The 13,662-nt window shown below is 59.9% G+C and carries 15 protein-coding genes; 2 read left to right on the top strand and 13 right to left on the bottom strand.

The annotated features are described in order from the left end of the window. Positions 1-433: 433 nt before the first annotated feature. Positions 434-1,405, bottom strand: a complete 972-nt coding sequence (locus AB8Z38_RS24600; protein WP_369720346.1) for an ABC transporter substrate-binding protein — start codon at positions 1,403-1,405, stop codon at positions 434-436. Between the two features lie 332 nt (positions 1,406-1,737). Between AB8Z38_RS24600 and AB8Z38_RS24595 the strand changes: the two genes are divergently transcribed. Together AB8Z38_RS24595 and AB8Z38_RS24590 are read left to right on the top strand one after the other, a co-directional pair. Continuing rightward, positions 1,738-2,331, top strand: a complete 594-nt coding sequence (locus AB8Z38_RS24595) for a hypothetical protein (RefSeq protein ID WP_369720345.1) — start codon at positions 1,738-1,740, stop codon at positions 2,329-2,331. A gap of 83 nt (positions 2,332-2,414) precedes the next feature. Beyond that, complete coding sequence (locus AB8Z38_RS24590; protein ID WP_369720344.1) at positions 2,415-2,918, top strand: cupin domain-containing protein; 504 nt, start codon at positions 2,415-2,417, stop codon at positions 2,916-2,918. A 217-nt stretch (positions 2,919-3,135) separates the two neighbouring features. Here AB8Z38_RS24590 and AB8Z38_RS24585 read toward each other — a convergent pair whose 3' ends face one another. From AB8Z38_RS24585 to AB8Z38_RS24530, 12 genes are all read right to left on the bottom strand, one after another. Continuing rightward, a complete protein-coding gene (locus AB8Z38_RS24585; protein ID WP_369720343.1) occupies positions 3,136-3,879 on the bottom strand; it encodes a hypothetical protein in 744 nt (247 codons plus the stop codon). A 108-nt stretch (positions 3,880-3,987) separates the two neighbouring features. Further along, positions 3,988-4,209, bottom strand: coding sequence for a hypothetical protein (locus tag AB8Z38_RS24580; protein ID WP_369720342.1), 222 nt, complete (start codon positions 4,207-4,209; stop codon positions 3,988-3,990). After that, positions 4,206-5,123, bottom strand: a complete 918-nt coding sequence (locus AB8Z38_RS24575; protein ID WP_369720341.1) for a hypothetical protein — start codon at positions 5,121-5,123, stop codon at positions 4,206-4,208. Before AB8Z38_RS24575 ends, AB8Z38_RS24580 begins: the two co-directional genes overlap by 4 nt. 159 nt (positions 5,124-5,282) lie before the next feature. After that, positions 5,283-6,581 (bottom strand): alpha/beta fold hydrolase, encoded by a 1,299-nt coding sequence (locus AB8Z38_RS24570; RefSeq protein ID WP_369720340.1) that lies wholly within the window; start codon positions 6,579-6,581, stop codon positions 5,283-5,285. 191 nt (positions 6,582-6,772) lie between these two features. Beyond that, on the bottom strand, positions 6,773-7,123 hold the full coding sequence (locus tag AB8Z38_RS24565) for a hypothetical protein (RefSeq protein WP_369720339.1): 351 nt from the start codon (positions 7,121-7,123) through the stop codon (positions 6,773-6,775). Between the two features lie 15 nt (positions 7,124-7,138). Continuing rightward, positions 7,139-7,645 (bottom strand): hypothetical protein, encoded by a 507-nt coding sequence (locus AB8Z38_RS24560; protein ID WP_369720338.1) that lies wholly within the window; start codon positions 7,643-7,645, stop codon positions 7,139-7,141. A gap of 116 nt (positions 7,646-7,761) precedes the next feature. Beyond that, positions 7,762-8,145, bottom strand: a complete 384-nt coding sequence (locus AB8Z38_RS24555) for a hypothetical protein (protein WP_369720337.1) — start codon at positions 8,143-8,145, stop codon at positions 7,762-7,764. 386 nt (positions 8,146-8,531) lie between these two features. Continuing rightward, on the bottom strand, positions 8,532-10,937 hold the full coding sequence (locus AB8Z38_RS24550; RefSeq protein WP_369720336.1) for a DUF3987 domain-containing protein: 2,406 nt from the start codon (positions 10,935-10,937) through the stop codon (positions 8,532-8,534). Continuing rightward, a complete protein-coding gene (locus AB8Z38_RS24545) occupies positions 10,934-11,122 on the bottom strand; it encodes a hypothetical protein (RefSeq protein WP_369720335.1) in 189 nt (62 codons plus the stop codon). The genes AB8Z38_RS24550 and AB8Z38_RS24545 overlap by 4 nt, the downstream gene beginning before the upstream one ends. A 58-nt stretch (positions 11,123-11,180) precedes the next feature. Continuing rightward, the gene (locus tag AB8Z38_RS24540; RefSeq protein ID WP_369720334.1) at positions 11,181-11,426 is read right to left on the bottom strand and encodes a hypothetical protein; all 246 of its coding nucleotides are present in this window, start codon (positions 11,424-11,426) and stop codon (positions 11,181-11,183) included. A gap of 118 nt (positions 11,427-11,544) precedes the next feature. After that, positions 11,545-12,033, bottom strand: a complete 489-nt coding sequence (locus AB8Z38_RS24535; RefSeq protein ID WP_369720333.1) for a hypothetical protein — start codon at positions 12,031-12,033, stop codon at positions 11,545-11,547. Between the two features lie 366 nt (positions 12,034-12,399). Continuing rightward, entirely contained in the window at positions 12,400-13,578 is a 1,179-nt protein-coding gene (locus AB8Z38_RS24530) for a site-specific integrase (RefSeq protein ID WP_369720332.1), read from the bottom strand. Positions 13,579-13,662: the final 84 nt, after the last annotated feature.

Genomic DNA, 13,662 nt, shown 5'->3' with positions numbered 1-13,662 from the left:
CGGACGCGTCCGATGTCACCCTAACAACAGACATAACTGTGTGTGGAAGCGTTGTTCGGCTTGGGGCCGCTCCCTTCGACCGCATCATCAGATGTTGAGGCCCGCGAACCGAGGGCACCCGTAAATTTCCCAAGTGTTGGCAATCAAGCGCACTGATTTAAGTGGTCGGCAGGTTTTGACCAGCGCACCATGAAAACACCAAAGCCAAAACAATGGACGGATCGCGAGGTCCAGCAATTGTTCAGGCTTGCACGGGTCGGCGCTGGCGTATCGAAGATTGCAGCCGAGCTGGGCCGTCACGCAGGATCAGTGAGGCGAATGGCGCGAACGATAAGGCTGCTGTTGAAGAAGTAGCCGTGGATGACCGGTTACCGCCAAGATCGGCCGAAGAGCGGATGGTCTCCGAGGGTCGCAGATGGCACAATAGACGAGATCACTCAATCAATTTGTCAGCGCGTAAGACAAGCCCAGCCGGTATCTCGAGATCAATCGCTTTCGCGGTTCTCAAGTTAATGACAAGGTCGAACTGCGTCGGTTGCTCGACAGGGATCTCAGTAGGTTTGATGCCCCGAAATATTTTGACCACCATCCGCGCCAGCTGGCGGAAGATGCCAGATAAACGAGCCCCATATGCCAACAGGCCGCCTTCTTCCGCCATTTCAGGCCATTCGTAGATTGCAGGAAGCCTAAGCTCGGTGCACCGCTCGAAGAGTACTCGGCGGTTGGAAAAAGTAAAATTCGACGCCAGAACGTTGATCGCTATTGCCCCGGACGCTTTGATCTGATCGGTCAGGGGCACGATGTCGCCCGGGGCGTGGATATGAAACACGGAAGACTCTACGCCGCGCGCATGGGCCGCTTTTTGGAGCTGCTTGATTTGGTCGGGCGGAGTGGCGTTTCCGCCTTCTACGATTGCTATCCGGCGAGCCCCCGGGACCGCCTCCAGCAGAATTTCCTGGCGCTTGCCATCGAGCTCCGGTCCGAAGAAACTCACACCGGTGAGGTTGCTTTCGGGGCGAGCCAGCGAGTTCAGCAAGCCAGACCGAAGCAAGTCTGCCGAGAGACAGACAAGGGGAACGTTGGGCAGTGCATCATGAAGCGGGCGCGACCAGCGATCGGCTGAAGTGAGAATGACATCGGGCTCGAACTCGCGCATCGCCACCAGATTTTCAGGCGACAGGTCGCCTTGGACACCACGGCCGCTGTCAATCCTGAGGTTCTGCCCTTCAACAAAGCCTGACCTTTGCAACTCGTCGAAGATGGCGGCGATATGAGGCGCGGGCCTTTGCGCAGCAGAGAGGACGCCCAAGCGATATACTCGACTGGACTGCTCTGCCTGGATTGCGTACGGCAAAAAGCTGCCAGCCGCCGCTCCCAAGCCCACCATGAAGTCGCGCCGTCGCATGCACGCTCCATTCTTTGCCCGAGCCTACATTACTACTTAATTAAGCATTCTGGAACTGCCGAAAACGGCCAAAGGAATTGGCACAGTACGTCTGCTGTGGGTCACAAACTCGCCGATCACGCCCAGGGGGAGACTTCCGCTTTTCGTTTGGCAAGCCGAGGTTTACCCCGACTGCCGCTCAAGCTCCTCGACATGAACCAAGGTCAAGGCGGCGACCCTGCAGGTTCCACTCCCAGACCAGTCGAGAATGCCTATTTTCCCGGATGTTCATTTGAGTTTTGCCTGCCGCAAAAAGCACAACTGTCCCAGACGGCCCCGACTGGCTGCACGAAGTGAAGTACGATGGTTATCGCCTCCGCCTTGAGCGCGAGGACGAGCGCGTGCGCCTGATCACGCGCGGCGGCTACAATTGGGCCAGCCGCTATCCCTGGATGGTCGAGGCGGCGCGCAAGGTCCGTCAGAAAGCGACCTCGCAAGCTGTACGGGGAGACCACCCATTGAGGCGATCTGCCCTTGGCGCATTCGCTGGTGTTCGCGACGGACTTGATTTCTTTGATTTGGATCAAGGTCGGCTAACACCTTGGGCACATACCGCACTGGACCGGCTCGACCAAAGAAGCTGCTGCACTGACCTTAGTAGAGTTGTCGTCGTTATTGAACCTTCGCTGCGAGGTGCAGGACACAAGTCTCTAGGCGGTTGGGAACGGTCCCATCACATAGCATGCAACGTTTATGGCTTTCGTTGCTCATCAGCGGCGGCCAGCCTAGGCCGCACCAGGCAGAAGCAGTTTGTGCTCGATGGTGAAGCGATCGCGCTTGGCGTGAACGACGGGCATGTTAAGATGGGTGCAAGACCGAAAGGCAAAATAATGCCGGTCTCCGCATCGTCACGGCGCCGTCGAACAGAAATAAGCCCCCGTATCTGAGGGGTTGCGGGAGGGTATGCGGTATGCTCGCCCCCTAACTTGTGAGGAGTGAAGAGAGAAGTAAACCAAAGGAAGGAAAGGAAATGAAGCGAGCAATCGTGCCACTTGCTGTTGCTTCTGGCCTTGCTGTCATAGCAGCAGCACAAATCCTGCCGAAGGCGGCGCTGCATGCCGCCGAGATGCAAATGAAGCCTCCGGTCAATGTGGAAGACGTTAAGTGGGGTCCCGCTCCCCCAACTATCCCACCCGGCGCGCAGCTCGCCGTCGTAGCTGGTGACCCCAGCAAGGAGGGGCTGTTCACGATGCGCTTAAAGATGCCAGCCAACTACAAAGTCCCGGCCCATCACCATCCCACCGACGAGTTCGTGACGGTGATCTCCGGTGACTTCCGCGTCGGCCTCGGCGACAAGCTCGATATGGACAAGGGGCAGTCCCTCAAGGCCGGAGCTTTTGCCGAGATGCCAACAGGCATGAACCACTATGCGTGGACCACGGAAGAGACCGTGGTGCAGATCGCCGGGCCGGGGCCATTCGCTATCACCTACGCCAACCCGGCCGACGACCCGAGCAAACAGGCCGCGAAATAGCCAGTGAGAAGCAAACTCATTATGAAGCTCGGATGTGGCCGGGCTCGCCAAGTTCGATCTCCGCTTGGTGTGCAAGAGGACGCCATCTGAGGTCAACGAGTACGAAGGTAAAAGGCCCCGACGCATTCCACGTCGGGGCCTTTACGATCATCGGGCTGGGTACATCCGCCGTGCCTTCCGATCATTGATGTCGCCCGATTACCACATCCGATCTGGTTCAGAATGTGGCAAGGGCTACGACATTGGTGTGATTACACTCGGCTCGAAAGCGCTCGGCGGCCAGCTCGGCGTTGCGCCACTCGCGGCGCCGGGCCTGCTCTTCAGCCAACTGTAGACCCGCGACCGTCGTTGCGATCACGTCGTCGATCTCGGCGCCGGTGAGGCTACGGCGAATTTTCAGCACGATGCTCAAGGCCATGATGATCGGCACATGAGGCGCGAGCAGATCACGGGCCTGCTGCTCGGCGAACGCGAGAAACCGCTCGACCGCCTCCGCCGACTTGCAGACCAATGACGCAAACGCGACCGCTTGCGAAACGTCACTAACGGACGGCACAGGCTCGCCTGGCAGAAGCATGCGCTCTGCGACTGATGCAGCGGCCAGTTCAACGCAACGGTCGAGTGCGTGCAAGTAGACATCGGCCGCATCGCTGCGAGCATGACCATCCTGCGGCATCAATTCCTGTAGCTTGTTGCACAGCTCCGGCACCGCACCATCATCGTCATCACTGCCGAAGGCAACGCTGTGACCCGGACCCCACACCATCCCGCCAAAGTTCCCGTGCGGGTCAGGATTGATTGTCGCTCCGCCGAGCGGTTTGCCTAGCAAGCGCGCGGCCACGGCGTGACCGGCTTCATGGATTGCAATCCGCTCGTCCTCCTCCTCGGTCCGGCCAAGCTCGGCGAGCAGGTGATCGTATTCGTCGTGTTCGTCGTCAAAGCCTGCGTTCTTATCATTCATTTGTTACTCTCCTGCGACCAGCTCATCGGACCGGATGAGCTGGCCGCCTTCCACCAACAGACGCCGCACAAAAACGAGCGCGGCGCCTCTCCGCACCACCGGGAGGGGCTATTCATTTGTGAGCTTCGAAAGCTCGTGGCGCATGCGCTGCCGGGCGAGCATACGTGCACGAACCTCACCCACCGAGTGGCCGCGCAATTTCGGCATGGCGCGGGCGATCAGCTTCGCGACACCCACGGGAATGCGGCCTGCGTTATCCGGATCAACGACCCAGCCGTCAACTCGGTGCGTAATTTGGTGGGGCTGCCAGCCCGGCGGTGCTGCTTTCATGAGCGGGGGACGTCGATCAGGATGGTGCGCGGTTCCGCCGTGGGCAGCGGAGTGAAATTGGCCGCGAGCAACACAGGACCGATGTGCGGCGCGTTCTTGGGCTCCTCGACGGTGTCGAGATCGATGACATCGGGCGCTTGAAAATTGAAGTCGCCGCCGCGCGTCCCGCGCAGCTCAGCGCGGCGACGATCAGTCAGCGGAACCGCAATGCCTTTGTCCAATGCGAGCTGTGCCGTTGCCATCGGCATGGTCACATCTTGCCACTGACCTGCGCCCCGACTACGACCATCACTGTCGCGGTACTTCGCGGTACGCATCATGAAGACCGTCATAATCGGAGGCTCCGGCTCAGCCACGGCGACCGGCATAGGCGCGGGTTCTCCTGGGATCGCTTGGCGGCCTTCACGGACGGCGTCCGGCATAGCCTTCAGTTCCGCAAAGGAGAAGTTGGCGGCCATCTCGACTTGGCCCATGGTGTTCTGAACGAAGCTCGCCATCTGGCCGCTCTCGAAATGCCAATGGCCGATCTCGGAAAGAGCATCGGCGAGAACACGCGACTGCTCCAGATACCCCGGCAGTGCCGCCTCGATGGCGGCAACCTGTTTGTGCAGCTTGTCCGCCGCAGCGGCACGGGCACCGCGCTCACGTTCGGCGGCGAGCTGGCGTTCGGCTTCGGCCTTCTGTTCCGCGAGTGCGGCAAGCGCATCATCGATGCCCGCCAGCGTGGATGCTGCCGTGTCCACCGCGCCCTGCAATTTGTCGAGGGCGTGCTGATCGTCGAGGTCGCCTGCCAGAAGTTCCTGCTGTCGCGCACTGATCGCCTTGTCCAAAGTGTCCTGCGCGACGGCGCGCTTGGCAGCGAGCTGTTCGTCGCGCTTCATCAGCGAGGCGATGGTGGTTTCGAGGTTCTGCATGGGTGTTTTTCTGAACGGATTTTTCATGCAGCTAGACTATGGCGCAGGCAGTGATTTGCCGAGCCACGGCGCGTGGAGGCGTCCACATTCGGTGCAGGATGTTGTGGCGCGCGCCACATTTCGGCCTTTTTGAGTGTCTGCGCGCGGTGGGCCGACTGTTTAGACGCTTGCCGCGAAGAGGTCCCAAGCTCCGGGCAAGCCCTTTAGCGTGTGGGTCCCACGGTCGGAGAACTTCAGCCCGGCCCCTGCGACAAGATCGGTGACCACCCGGGACACAAGAACTTCGTTGGACCCAGCTTCAGCCATCACACGGGCGGCGGCATGGACTGCGATGCCGCCAATATCGCCATTGCGCAATTCGATTTCGCCAGTATGAAGGCCTGCCCGCACAGGCAAGCCCAAGCGTCTTGTTGCGGCCTCGAATGCCAGAGCGCAACGGATCGCTCGTCCTGGTCCGTCGAAGGTAGCGAGAATTCCATCGCCGGTCGTTTTAACCAGATTTCCCCGATGCTGTATCACGATCCGCTGCGCTGTCTTGTCGTGTTCGTCGAGCATCCGACGCCACGCCTGATCGCCCATTTCAGCCGCCTGCCGCGTCGAGCCGACGATATCGGCAAACAGGACCGTTGCCAGCACGCGGTCGAAATCTGGCGCGGTCGCCTCTCGATGACCGGTAACGAACTCCTCAATATCCCCGCACAGACGCAACTGGTCGCCCGGAAAAATCAGATGATCGCTGCAATCCGCATATGCCACGAATTTCGCACCCGGAATGTGTGACGCCAAGAACTTTCCGTTGTCGATTGACATGACGTCGGCCTGACGGTGCAGTACGAGCGTTGGCACGCGAATGGCGGGAAGAATGGTCCGCACGTCGATCTCAATGTTGTAGCGAGCCGCCATCTTGAGAGCGCCAGGGCTAAAAGCCAAACGCTCTAGCTTAGCGTACTGTTGGACGACATCTGTATTACTCGCATAGCTTGGAAGGAAGTGCCGGACGGTTACGCCAGTTCCCCAGCCCCCTGCCCAAAGGTCGTCTACGCGGGCCACTATCTCATCTGCTGAGGGCCTGAATGGGTAGCCCTGAGCGCTGCTAAATCGCGCAAAGCTACCGAAAAGAACTAGATGTGACACTCGTTCGGGAAAAGTCGCTGCAAACACAATGCTGATTGGCCCACCCTCAGAGCAACCCAGCAGGATTGCGCGCGTCGATCCGACCGCCTCCATAACGGCTCGCACGTCGTCCACGCGCTGCTCGAACGACGGCATGCCGAGATATCGATCCGATAAACCTTGGCCGCTCTTGTCGAAGGTAATGACCCGCGCGAAAGCAGCAAGGCGCCGCAGAAAATCGGTATAGCCCGGGAGTTCATGTAGGAATTCCACATGAGTAATCATCCCGGGGACTAAAATCAGATCGACCGGCCCGTCACCCATAACCTGGTAGGCAATGTTCAACTCGCCACTTCGGGTGTAATGCGTCTCTGGCAGGTCTAGAGTGCTCATTAGATCGCACCAGCGGCTATTAGCCATACGCCCGCTATCCCACAGCGGTCACCTTACCACCGAAACGGCGGAACGAAAATATTTTGCGGTCTCCTTCGTGCACCGTTCGCCACGCGCTTAGACCAGGTCGGTCGCACGCTCCTTTACGCTGCTTCGGGAGCTCGCGACCAGATCGGCCAAAATTCCCGCAGCCGGTTCTCGGCCTTCACACGCGCGGGCAAGCCGCCTTGATGCTTCTCGATGTAGTCGAGCAGGCGTGCCCGACCGATCAACCACGTCACGCCCTTTTTGCCCAGTGGCTGTCCCTTGCTGGTCGCGTCCTCATTCCAGCGGTAGATCGTCTGGCCGGTGGTCTCGCAAATGGTCGCGGCCTGCTGGATGGTCAGCACGCCGCCCTCGGCGATCTGATCGATTACGTCACCGGATGGCGGCTCCCAACCCAGTTCCGCAAGCATCTGCAAGTGCATCTCGATCATACGATTGCGGTCGAACATCGGCTCACCTCTTTTTCACAACTGACGGCAACGGTGCCGTTGCGTCAGCGACATTGCCTCCCCCTCCATGGGAATGATCGGTCTGCTCAGCTCGTCCAGTGCATCCCAGCATTCGTCACGCAGAACCAGCTCGACCTCGTCACGGGAACGCATCTCGCAGACTGCTGCGAGCTTGCCAGGGATGGACAAGATGCGCTCACGGAACGCGGCAAACATGATCTCTACTTGCCGCTGGACGAGCGCCAAAGAGGCGTATTCGCGTCGCATAACGGCATTCTTCATTCCCACCGCAATCGCCTGCTCGCGGGCAAGCGCCGCGCGGGCCTCGGACAACGCGAGTTTTGACGCATAGTCCCCGTGACCACCTTTCATCGCCTGACCGTCCTTTATGAGCGCTCGCGCAACCTCCTGAAGGTCGTACTGACCACGCGGCTTCTTGCCGACCACACCGCGATTGAGCGCGCGGTGGAACGTCGGCCTGCTGATGCCGCACCATTTGCAGACCTCAGAGATCGTGGACACCTTTTGTAACCCCCTTAGAAAAAGCTGGGCCTAGCCACCCCCAGGGCGCGGGCGCGACCCGCATTGGCGGGTGGTCAGGAAGGACCCGCCCGCAAAAAACCTACGGCTTCCGAGCTTCATGGCATTGATCCTTGATCAGCAATCTGCTTCCGCGCCGTCTGAACGGTCGTCGGCGAGACGCGGATTGTTTGCCCGAGAAGACGATTGGACAGAATGCTGAGGGGCGGATCAGAGCAAGCCAGCCCTCCCCAACGCGCCTGCTTGTCATGGAAGCGGCGGCCGAAGCTCCTGATCTTGCCGGTGTTGGCGAGACCGCGCAGCGCACGCGTCAGAGCCACCCGCTCGGCGTCGGGGTACACCCATTGGGTCACGTCGTCGAGACATTCGTCTTGGCAGCCATACACCATGCAGATCAGGAAGGCCGTACTCATCGGTCGATCCGGCACCTTGTCGAAGATGTAAAGCAGCCTGCGCTGTATCCATCCCGGTCCCTTACTCATTCTCACTTACCTCTAACTGTTCTCTTATGGTCAGTATTGGGCAGAACAAAACACTTAGGCAGCTCTGGGAAGCTGACGGCGCTCGGCGTCATGATTGCCCAGTGCCGACGGGGCAGCGCGCAGGGTTGTTGAGTTTCGACACGACAAGCTGTCACCAATGTCCCTTGCGCACGCGGAGCAAAGAGAGAATTGGACGAGAAGATAAGAGAGGCTGAATTTGTATTTATATCTCACGCACGCAAGGGACATTGGTGACAACTCGGTTGCCTTACGGTCGGTCGGCGCGTCACCGCCGGAGTAGTTGTCGCCATTGTCCCTTGTGCGCGCGCGCGGGCGCGACACATTGTGCAGCCCTGATTGCCGAGCCGCGCGCGGCTCAAGCCCGCTCACGGCTCCACTCCCGCACCAAGAGCGTCCGCAATCGTCTTGCGAACTTCTGCCCGGCGAGCGGCTTCGGTCTTCGCTCTCTCGGCAAACTTTTGATGCACCACCGGATTGACCGCCCAGCGCGTGGGAGCGCCGCGCAAACGCGAGGCGGCGCGCTCAAGCCAACCAAACGCCTCCAACTGCTCGAACACCGCCAGTCCAGCCTCTGGCGAGAGGCGACGCATCACACGGTCGCCGCGCTTGAGGTCGCGATTGGTGATCTCCGTGAGGTCGTGAGACAGGATGTATCCCGCGACTGCTGTAACGCAATCGTGGTCGTTTGAGAGCCCGAGCACGGTCGTGTAGAACGCCATGGCGTGCGGCAGCAGGAAGCCGTGCAGAAAGGCACCCACCCGCCGGGCCGTTGCCTCGCTGATCACGGCGGGAATGTCGCCGAAGCCCACCATATTCTCAGTGCAGTGCCAGATGACGCACAGCCGCGCAAAGATACCGTCGTACTTGCCGATGTGGGCAGCAAGTTTACGGTGAACGAACTCAAGAGACTGCAAATTCAGGTGCTTGAGTTCCAGCTCCTGTCGATAAGCCTGCGCGCCGTCATCAAAGCGGAGGGTCGCGTTGCCGAGGCAGTGCAGATCGCGGATCATCGCGGTGTACTCCGCCACGACCGGAGACGCGGCTTCATCCCGGCCAGCCTTGGCGGGTGACACCATGATGGGCAACAGGCGCTGCAACAATCCGTCGTCCACGGCTTCGTCGGCAATCTGCCGGATGGGCTCCGGCTGGATGCCGCCAATGAGTGAGATCGACAGGTTATCGATGTAGACCAAGCCACGTCCGACGCGCTGCACCGAATAGGTGCTACCGTTAAATGCTTCCAGCCAGAACGAACGATCCTTGGCCGAGCCCCGACCGGCGGAATATTTGTCCATCGAACCGAACCAACCGGACAACTCATCCTGATAGCAAAGCAGGCCATCAGGGCTGTCCTTGGCGACATCCTGCGCCGCTTCAATCGTGGTATCCTGAAGAATGCTGCGCACTTGCTTCGGCGGATTGGTCTTGAGCTTTTCCTCCTTCGGCAACTTGTCATAGACGGCGCGCTGGTCGGCATAATCGCGCGCCTGATCGGCGTCGATCTTGCGCAGCGGGCGGGCTGCTGCGGTCATGATCGGGCTCTTCTTCGAGCTGGGCGGGCCGACGAGCGCGACCCACAGCCGGGCAGCTTCAAACCAGCCAGTGTTGTGACGCTTGACCTGAAGGCGAACGCTGTCGGGAATGGCCCCCGCGCAGACGGCCAGCGCCGACACCGCGATGGCCGACATATCGGCGCCCATGTCCATACCCTGGTCGTGCGCAAAGCGCTCCACGACATCCGGCAGCAACCCGCGAGGCAAGGACGGCGGCTTGAACTGCCCCCACAGATCGACAGGATCGACCGCAACCTTCGGACCGTCGCTGGCTGCGTCAGCGGCCGGTTGGTCCGCCTCAGGCTTGCCGAACTTTTTGCGGGTGTAGTCGATCAAGTCTTGGATGTCGCGGTCATTGATGCCGCCGTCACTGTATGGCGCACACGCCAACTTGATCTGGAGGTCGGACCAGCCTTTGCCAACAGTACTGCCAATGAACAACAACATGGGCTCGCGCCAGCCTTTGCCCGGCGTCGCGCGGCTCTGCTTCAGCAGCGCCAGCAACTCTTCGTCACTTTTGCCGCGCTTGGGGCCGGAACGGTCAGAGTAATCGGCAAACGGATCACTCTCTCCGGCAGATGTTTCGTCAGCCGTCTTCGCGCCCAAAGGCTCGAATTCAGCAAGGTCATCGCGCAGATCGATGAAGTCTCCGATGATCACCTCGGCGCGATGGTCGAGGCCCGGCTTTTTCATCACCCAACCGTAGAAGTAAGCCTGACTGAGCGTAAAGCTCTCACTGGCAGCAATCTTCTCGGCGCCGAGCTTCATTTTGAGGAGGCCATTCACGCGAGCCACCAGCTTGGCGCGCATCGCGGGCGGATGCGGCTGCGAGGTCGGAGCGAGGATGCGCCAACGCGGCGCGCCGAGGCTGTGTGAGGGCGAGGTGTAGACCAGTGCCGAGATGCCCATCTCGCCGACCGCCTTTAATGCGTCATCAAAGGCGATGTTCTCTTCGTCGTAATCCACTTCGATACCGGTGATATGCAAGACGTTGGCATCATGACGCAGGCTGTTCTCGTCCGAGCGCTTTTTGCCGAAGATCGCCAGCTTCAGCCAGGGCAGCTTGCCTTTCTCGCGGTTCGAGGCGTTGAGCACACGCTCACGCAATTCCATCAAGGTCAGATTTTCGGTTGTTAAGGTCGTGGCCGCGTGGTTTTTGAAGTAGGTGACGTGGACCTTGGCCTCGGCAAGGTCCTCGCCTTCGGCGTGGCGGGTCATGCGCGCGCCTCCGCAGCGAAAACGAGATCGGCAACGGCGCGCGCGAGTTCGGGCGCGAGAGCGAAGCGCTGCACCAGTTTGCGTGCACGCAGTTCGTCGAGGGCGGGCGGCTGCTGAAACTCAGCGGGAATTTGCGCGGCGTCCTGTTGCGAACACGCCGACGCGCGTGTATTGTTACGGCTCATTGAAGTTCCTGTATGTTTAATTGTTGGGAAGGCGGCTGGCAGGCCGCCTTTTCTGCGATTACGCAGCGCTGTTGGCCGTCTGCGTCGCAGCCTCGCGGGCACGACGCCATGCGTCGGCAGCCTCACGCGAGATCAAGACGCGGGTGCCAACGTTGAACGTCTGCGGCATCAGTCCCAGCGGCTTCAACTTATAGAACAGTTGCGAGCTGATGCCGTACCGCGCGCAGAATTCACGAACGCCGAAGGCGTGGGCGTGATCCGCGTGATCGGTCAGCTTGCGGCCGGTTACTTCGGGGCGAGCCATGTTGTGTCCTCCGTGTCCATGTGGCTACCTCGGAGCACGATGGAGGACGGGGCGGAGGCGCGGCATTGGAAAATCAAAAAATATTTCGGCGTTTCGAAACGGGAAGTCGCGGGATATGCTAATCGTCGGCCTTCCGATGCTGCTCGATGATTTTGGCCGCGCCGGACGGGCCTGGTGCTCGTCCGAGGATCGCTGTCAGAACTATCGACAGAAAGTCTATCAGTGGCCCATATGGCGTTTGAAATTCATCGCGTGAGAACGAAAGGTCTCCGCCCAACGTATTCACCCATTCAATCAGCAGCCACTCGCAAAGCATGTCGCGGAAATAGTTGCTGCGACCTGCAAAACCGAATTTGTCGGCTGCCTCCAGACTTGCGTAGAGCAAGAACAAGTCCTGCACCCACTGCCGGACCGGTGTGAGATCTGGGGGCGTATACGGCACTGAGTTGATTGCGGCCTCCAGCTTTCCGAGTTGTCCCTCAATTGCCTTCAAACGCTTGCGCATGGCCGAAGGCGTCTCGATCTTCTTTCTGTTTTTGTGCTGTATCCAATAGATTTGGCCTTGGGCCTCAAGCTCCGCACGAAATTTGATCCAGTCAATGTCCACGGGCCACGCTCTGCGGACTGCTCGAATAGCGTTCCATTGCGTCTCCGTGAACGCCTTGAATGTCATGACGCGCGCGTGACGCAACGTGCGGCGGTGACCATGTATGGTTGGTCGTCCACCTCGCCGACGACGGAGCCTTGCTTGGTGCCGACTTGAACGACGGCTGCTGGTAGGAACTTATGCCGGGAATGCGTCATATCGCTGCTCACCAAGGAAGGTTGCCCCGCCCATCTTGGGTCGGTGGCTATGGGGCTGTGCGCCCATGTTGAAGCGAGCAGCGCTTCGTGATGCGCCGAATGAACCGGCGCAGTATCGAAAAGCTCTCAGTCGCGGTGATGACGCCGGGCGCTCACAATCCGATAAAGCTCATGCCGCGTGCGCCAAGCTAGACGGTTTTTCGAGATCGAGCAACGTCGCCCGCGTCAGCGCGTCGCTTGGGTCGCCGATGATAAACCGAGAGTAGTTCTTTTCGATCATTGCAACTGACGTGTCGTGGTGAGCGGCAACCACGCGGGTGGGCACCCCCTTGAGCAACTGCCGGACAATCGATGAATGCCTCAAGGCATAGGGCGTCGTCTCGGAACCAAGCCCGAAACGTTCAACCACCGGACGGAACATCGTCGCCAAGTTCCACACTTTGTCGAACAGGGGCGCATGCGTTGCCCGGCCCGTTGCCTGTTGTCGCAGCGCCTTCGCCAGTCGCGTTGAGATCGGCAACGGCCGATATTCGATCTTGCGGCTCTTGCCCTTCCGGCTAGTCGGCATCATCAAGCGCGGCGCGGTCAGGTGATCTTGCAAATCAACGGAGGTCAGCCGGAAAACCTGACTTTCGCGCGCGCCGGTCTCGGCCAGAACGTCCATCAGCAGCCCGAAGTCACGATCCTCATCATACGATCCGTTGACCAGCGCGGTGACAGTCTGATCAGGCAGGATCACGTTGCGAGCGATCTCGCTGTCGGGCAGTTTCTTCAGACCGTTCTTCCATGCCGATGCATTCGTGATGCGCTTGTCGTTGCGCGCCGCAAGCGCCAGCGCCGCCTTCAGCGAACGCCCGATGCGATCGGCCGACGACGGCTTCAGTCCGGTTTTCACCAAACCGGCGCGCCAGTCGCGCAGTTCTCGCTCAATCAGGAGGACGACCGCCTTGCTCTTTAAGGCGTCGGTCAGATGCAGACGGAGTTGAGTTGCATTGTACTTGCGTCCGCCGCGCGTTTCGAGATCGGCTTCATATGCGGTCACGGCTTCGGCAACACTGATCGGCTGTTCGGTGTTGGTCTCACCCGCACGCGCCAGGGTCTTGGCTCGCTCCAGCGCCTGCCAGTAGGTCATGAGGCTTTCGCCGTTGGCGTTCTCGTGATCGTCTGCGAGGGCGAAACGCTTCAGCCAGCCATTGCACTTCACCGACCATGTGCCGGGACCAGCATTGCGGCGATATGCGAGAAAGATGCCGGGCGCGATCAGCGCCGTGTACGGCTTCTTACGTGTCGCGAGCTTCAAGCGTGCAGTACGGTTTTCCAGAAATGCAGAACGCGTGCGGCGGGCCATGGTGTCCTCAAAATGTCCCCAAGATGGGGGTGGAGGAGTATGGAGCCCACTGTAGCGCAGTAGAGATAAAATCAGCAATAACAA

It is taken from the genome of Bradyrhizobium sp. LLZ17, from assembly GCF_041200145.1.
In the GTDB taxonomy this organism is placed as follows: Bacteria; Pseudomonadota; Alphaproteobacteria; order Rhizobiales; family Xanthobacteraceae; genus Bradyrhizobium.
Note: the sequence above shows the minus strand (reverse complement) of the source record. Positions and strands in the feature narration are given on the sequence as shown.

What these genes read in the sequence shown, in the direction of transcription:
- AB8Z38_RS24600 (WP_369720346.1), bottom strand. Translation starts at nt 1,405, where the DNA reads ATGCGACGGCGCGACTTCATGGTGGGCTTGGGAGCGGCGGCTGGCAGC.
- AB8Z38_RS24590 (WP_369720344.1), top strand. Translation starts at nt 2,415, where the DNA reads ATGAAGCGAGCAATCGTGCCACTTGCTGTTGCTTCTGGCCTTGCTGTC.
- AB8Z38_RS24585 (WP_369720343.1), bottom strand. Translation starts at nt 3,879, where the DNA reads ATGAATGATAAGAACGCAGGCTTTGACGACGAACACGACGAATACGAT.
- AB8Z38_RS24580 (WP_369720342.1), bottom strand. Translation starts at nt 4,209, where the DNA reads ATGAAAGCAGCACCGCCGGGCTGGCAGCCCCACCAAATTACGCACCGA.
- AB8Z38_RS24575 (WP_369720341.1), bottom strand. Translation starts at nt 5,123, where the DNA reads ATGCAGAACCTCGAAACCACCATCGCCTCGCTGATGAAGCGCGACGAA.
- AB8Z38_RS24565 (WP_369720339.1), bottom strand. Translation starts at nt 7,123, where the DNA reads ATGTTCGACCGCAATCGTATGATCGAGATGCACTTGCAGATGCTTGCG.
- AB8Z38_RS24555 (WP_369720337.1), bottom strand. Translation starts at nt 8,145, where the DNA reads ATGAGTAAGGGACCGGGATGGATACAGCGCAGGCTGCTTTACATCTTC.
- AB8Z38_RS24550 (WP_369720336.1), bottom strand. Translation starts at nt 10,937, where the DNA reads ATGACCCGCCACGCCGAAGGCGAGGACCTTGCCGAGGCCAAGGTCCAC.
- AB8Z38_RS24545 (WP_369720335.1), bottom strand. Translation starts at nt 11,122, where the DNA reads ATGAGCCGTAACAATACACGCGCGTCGGCGTGTTCGCAACAGGACGCC.
- AB8Z38_RS24540 (WP_369720334.1), bottom strand. Translation starts at nt 11,426, where the DNA reads ATGGCTCGCCCCGAAGTAACCGGCCGCAAGCTGACCGATCACGCGGAT.
- AB8Z38_RS24530 (WP_369720332.1), bottom strand. Translation starts at nt 13,578, where the DNA reads ATGGCCCGCCGCACGCGTTCTGCATTTCTGGAAAACCGTACTGCACGC.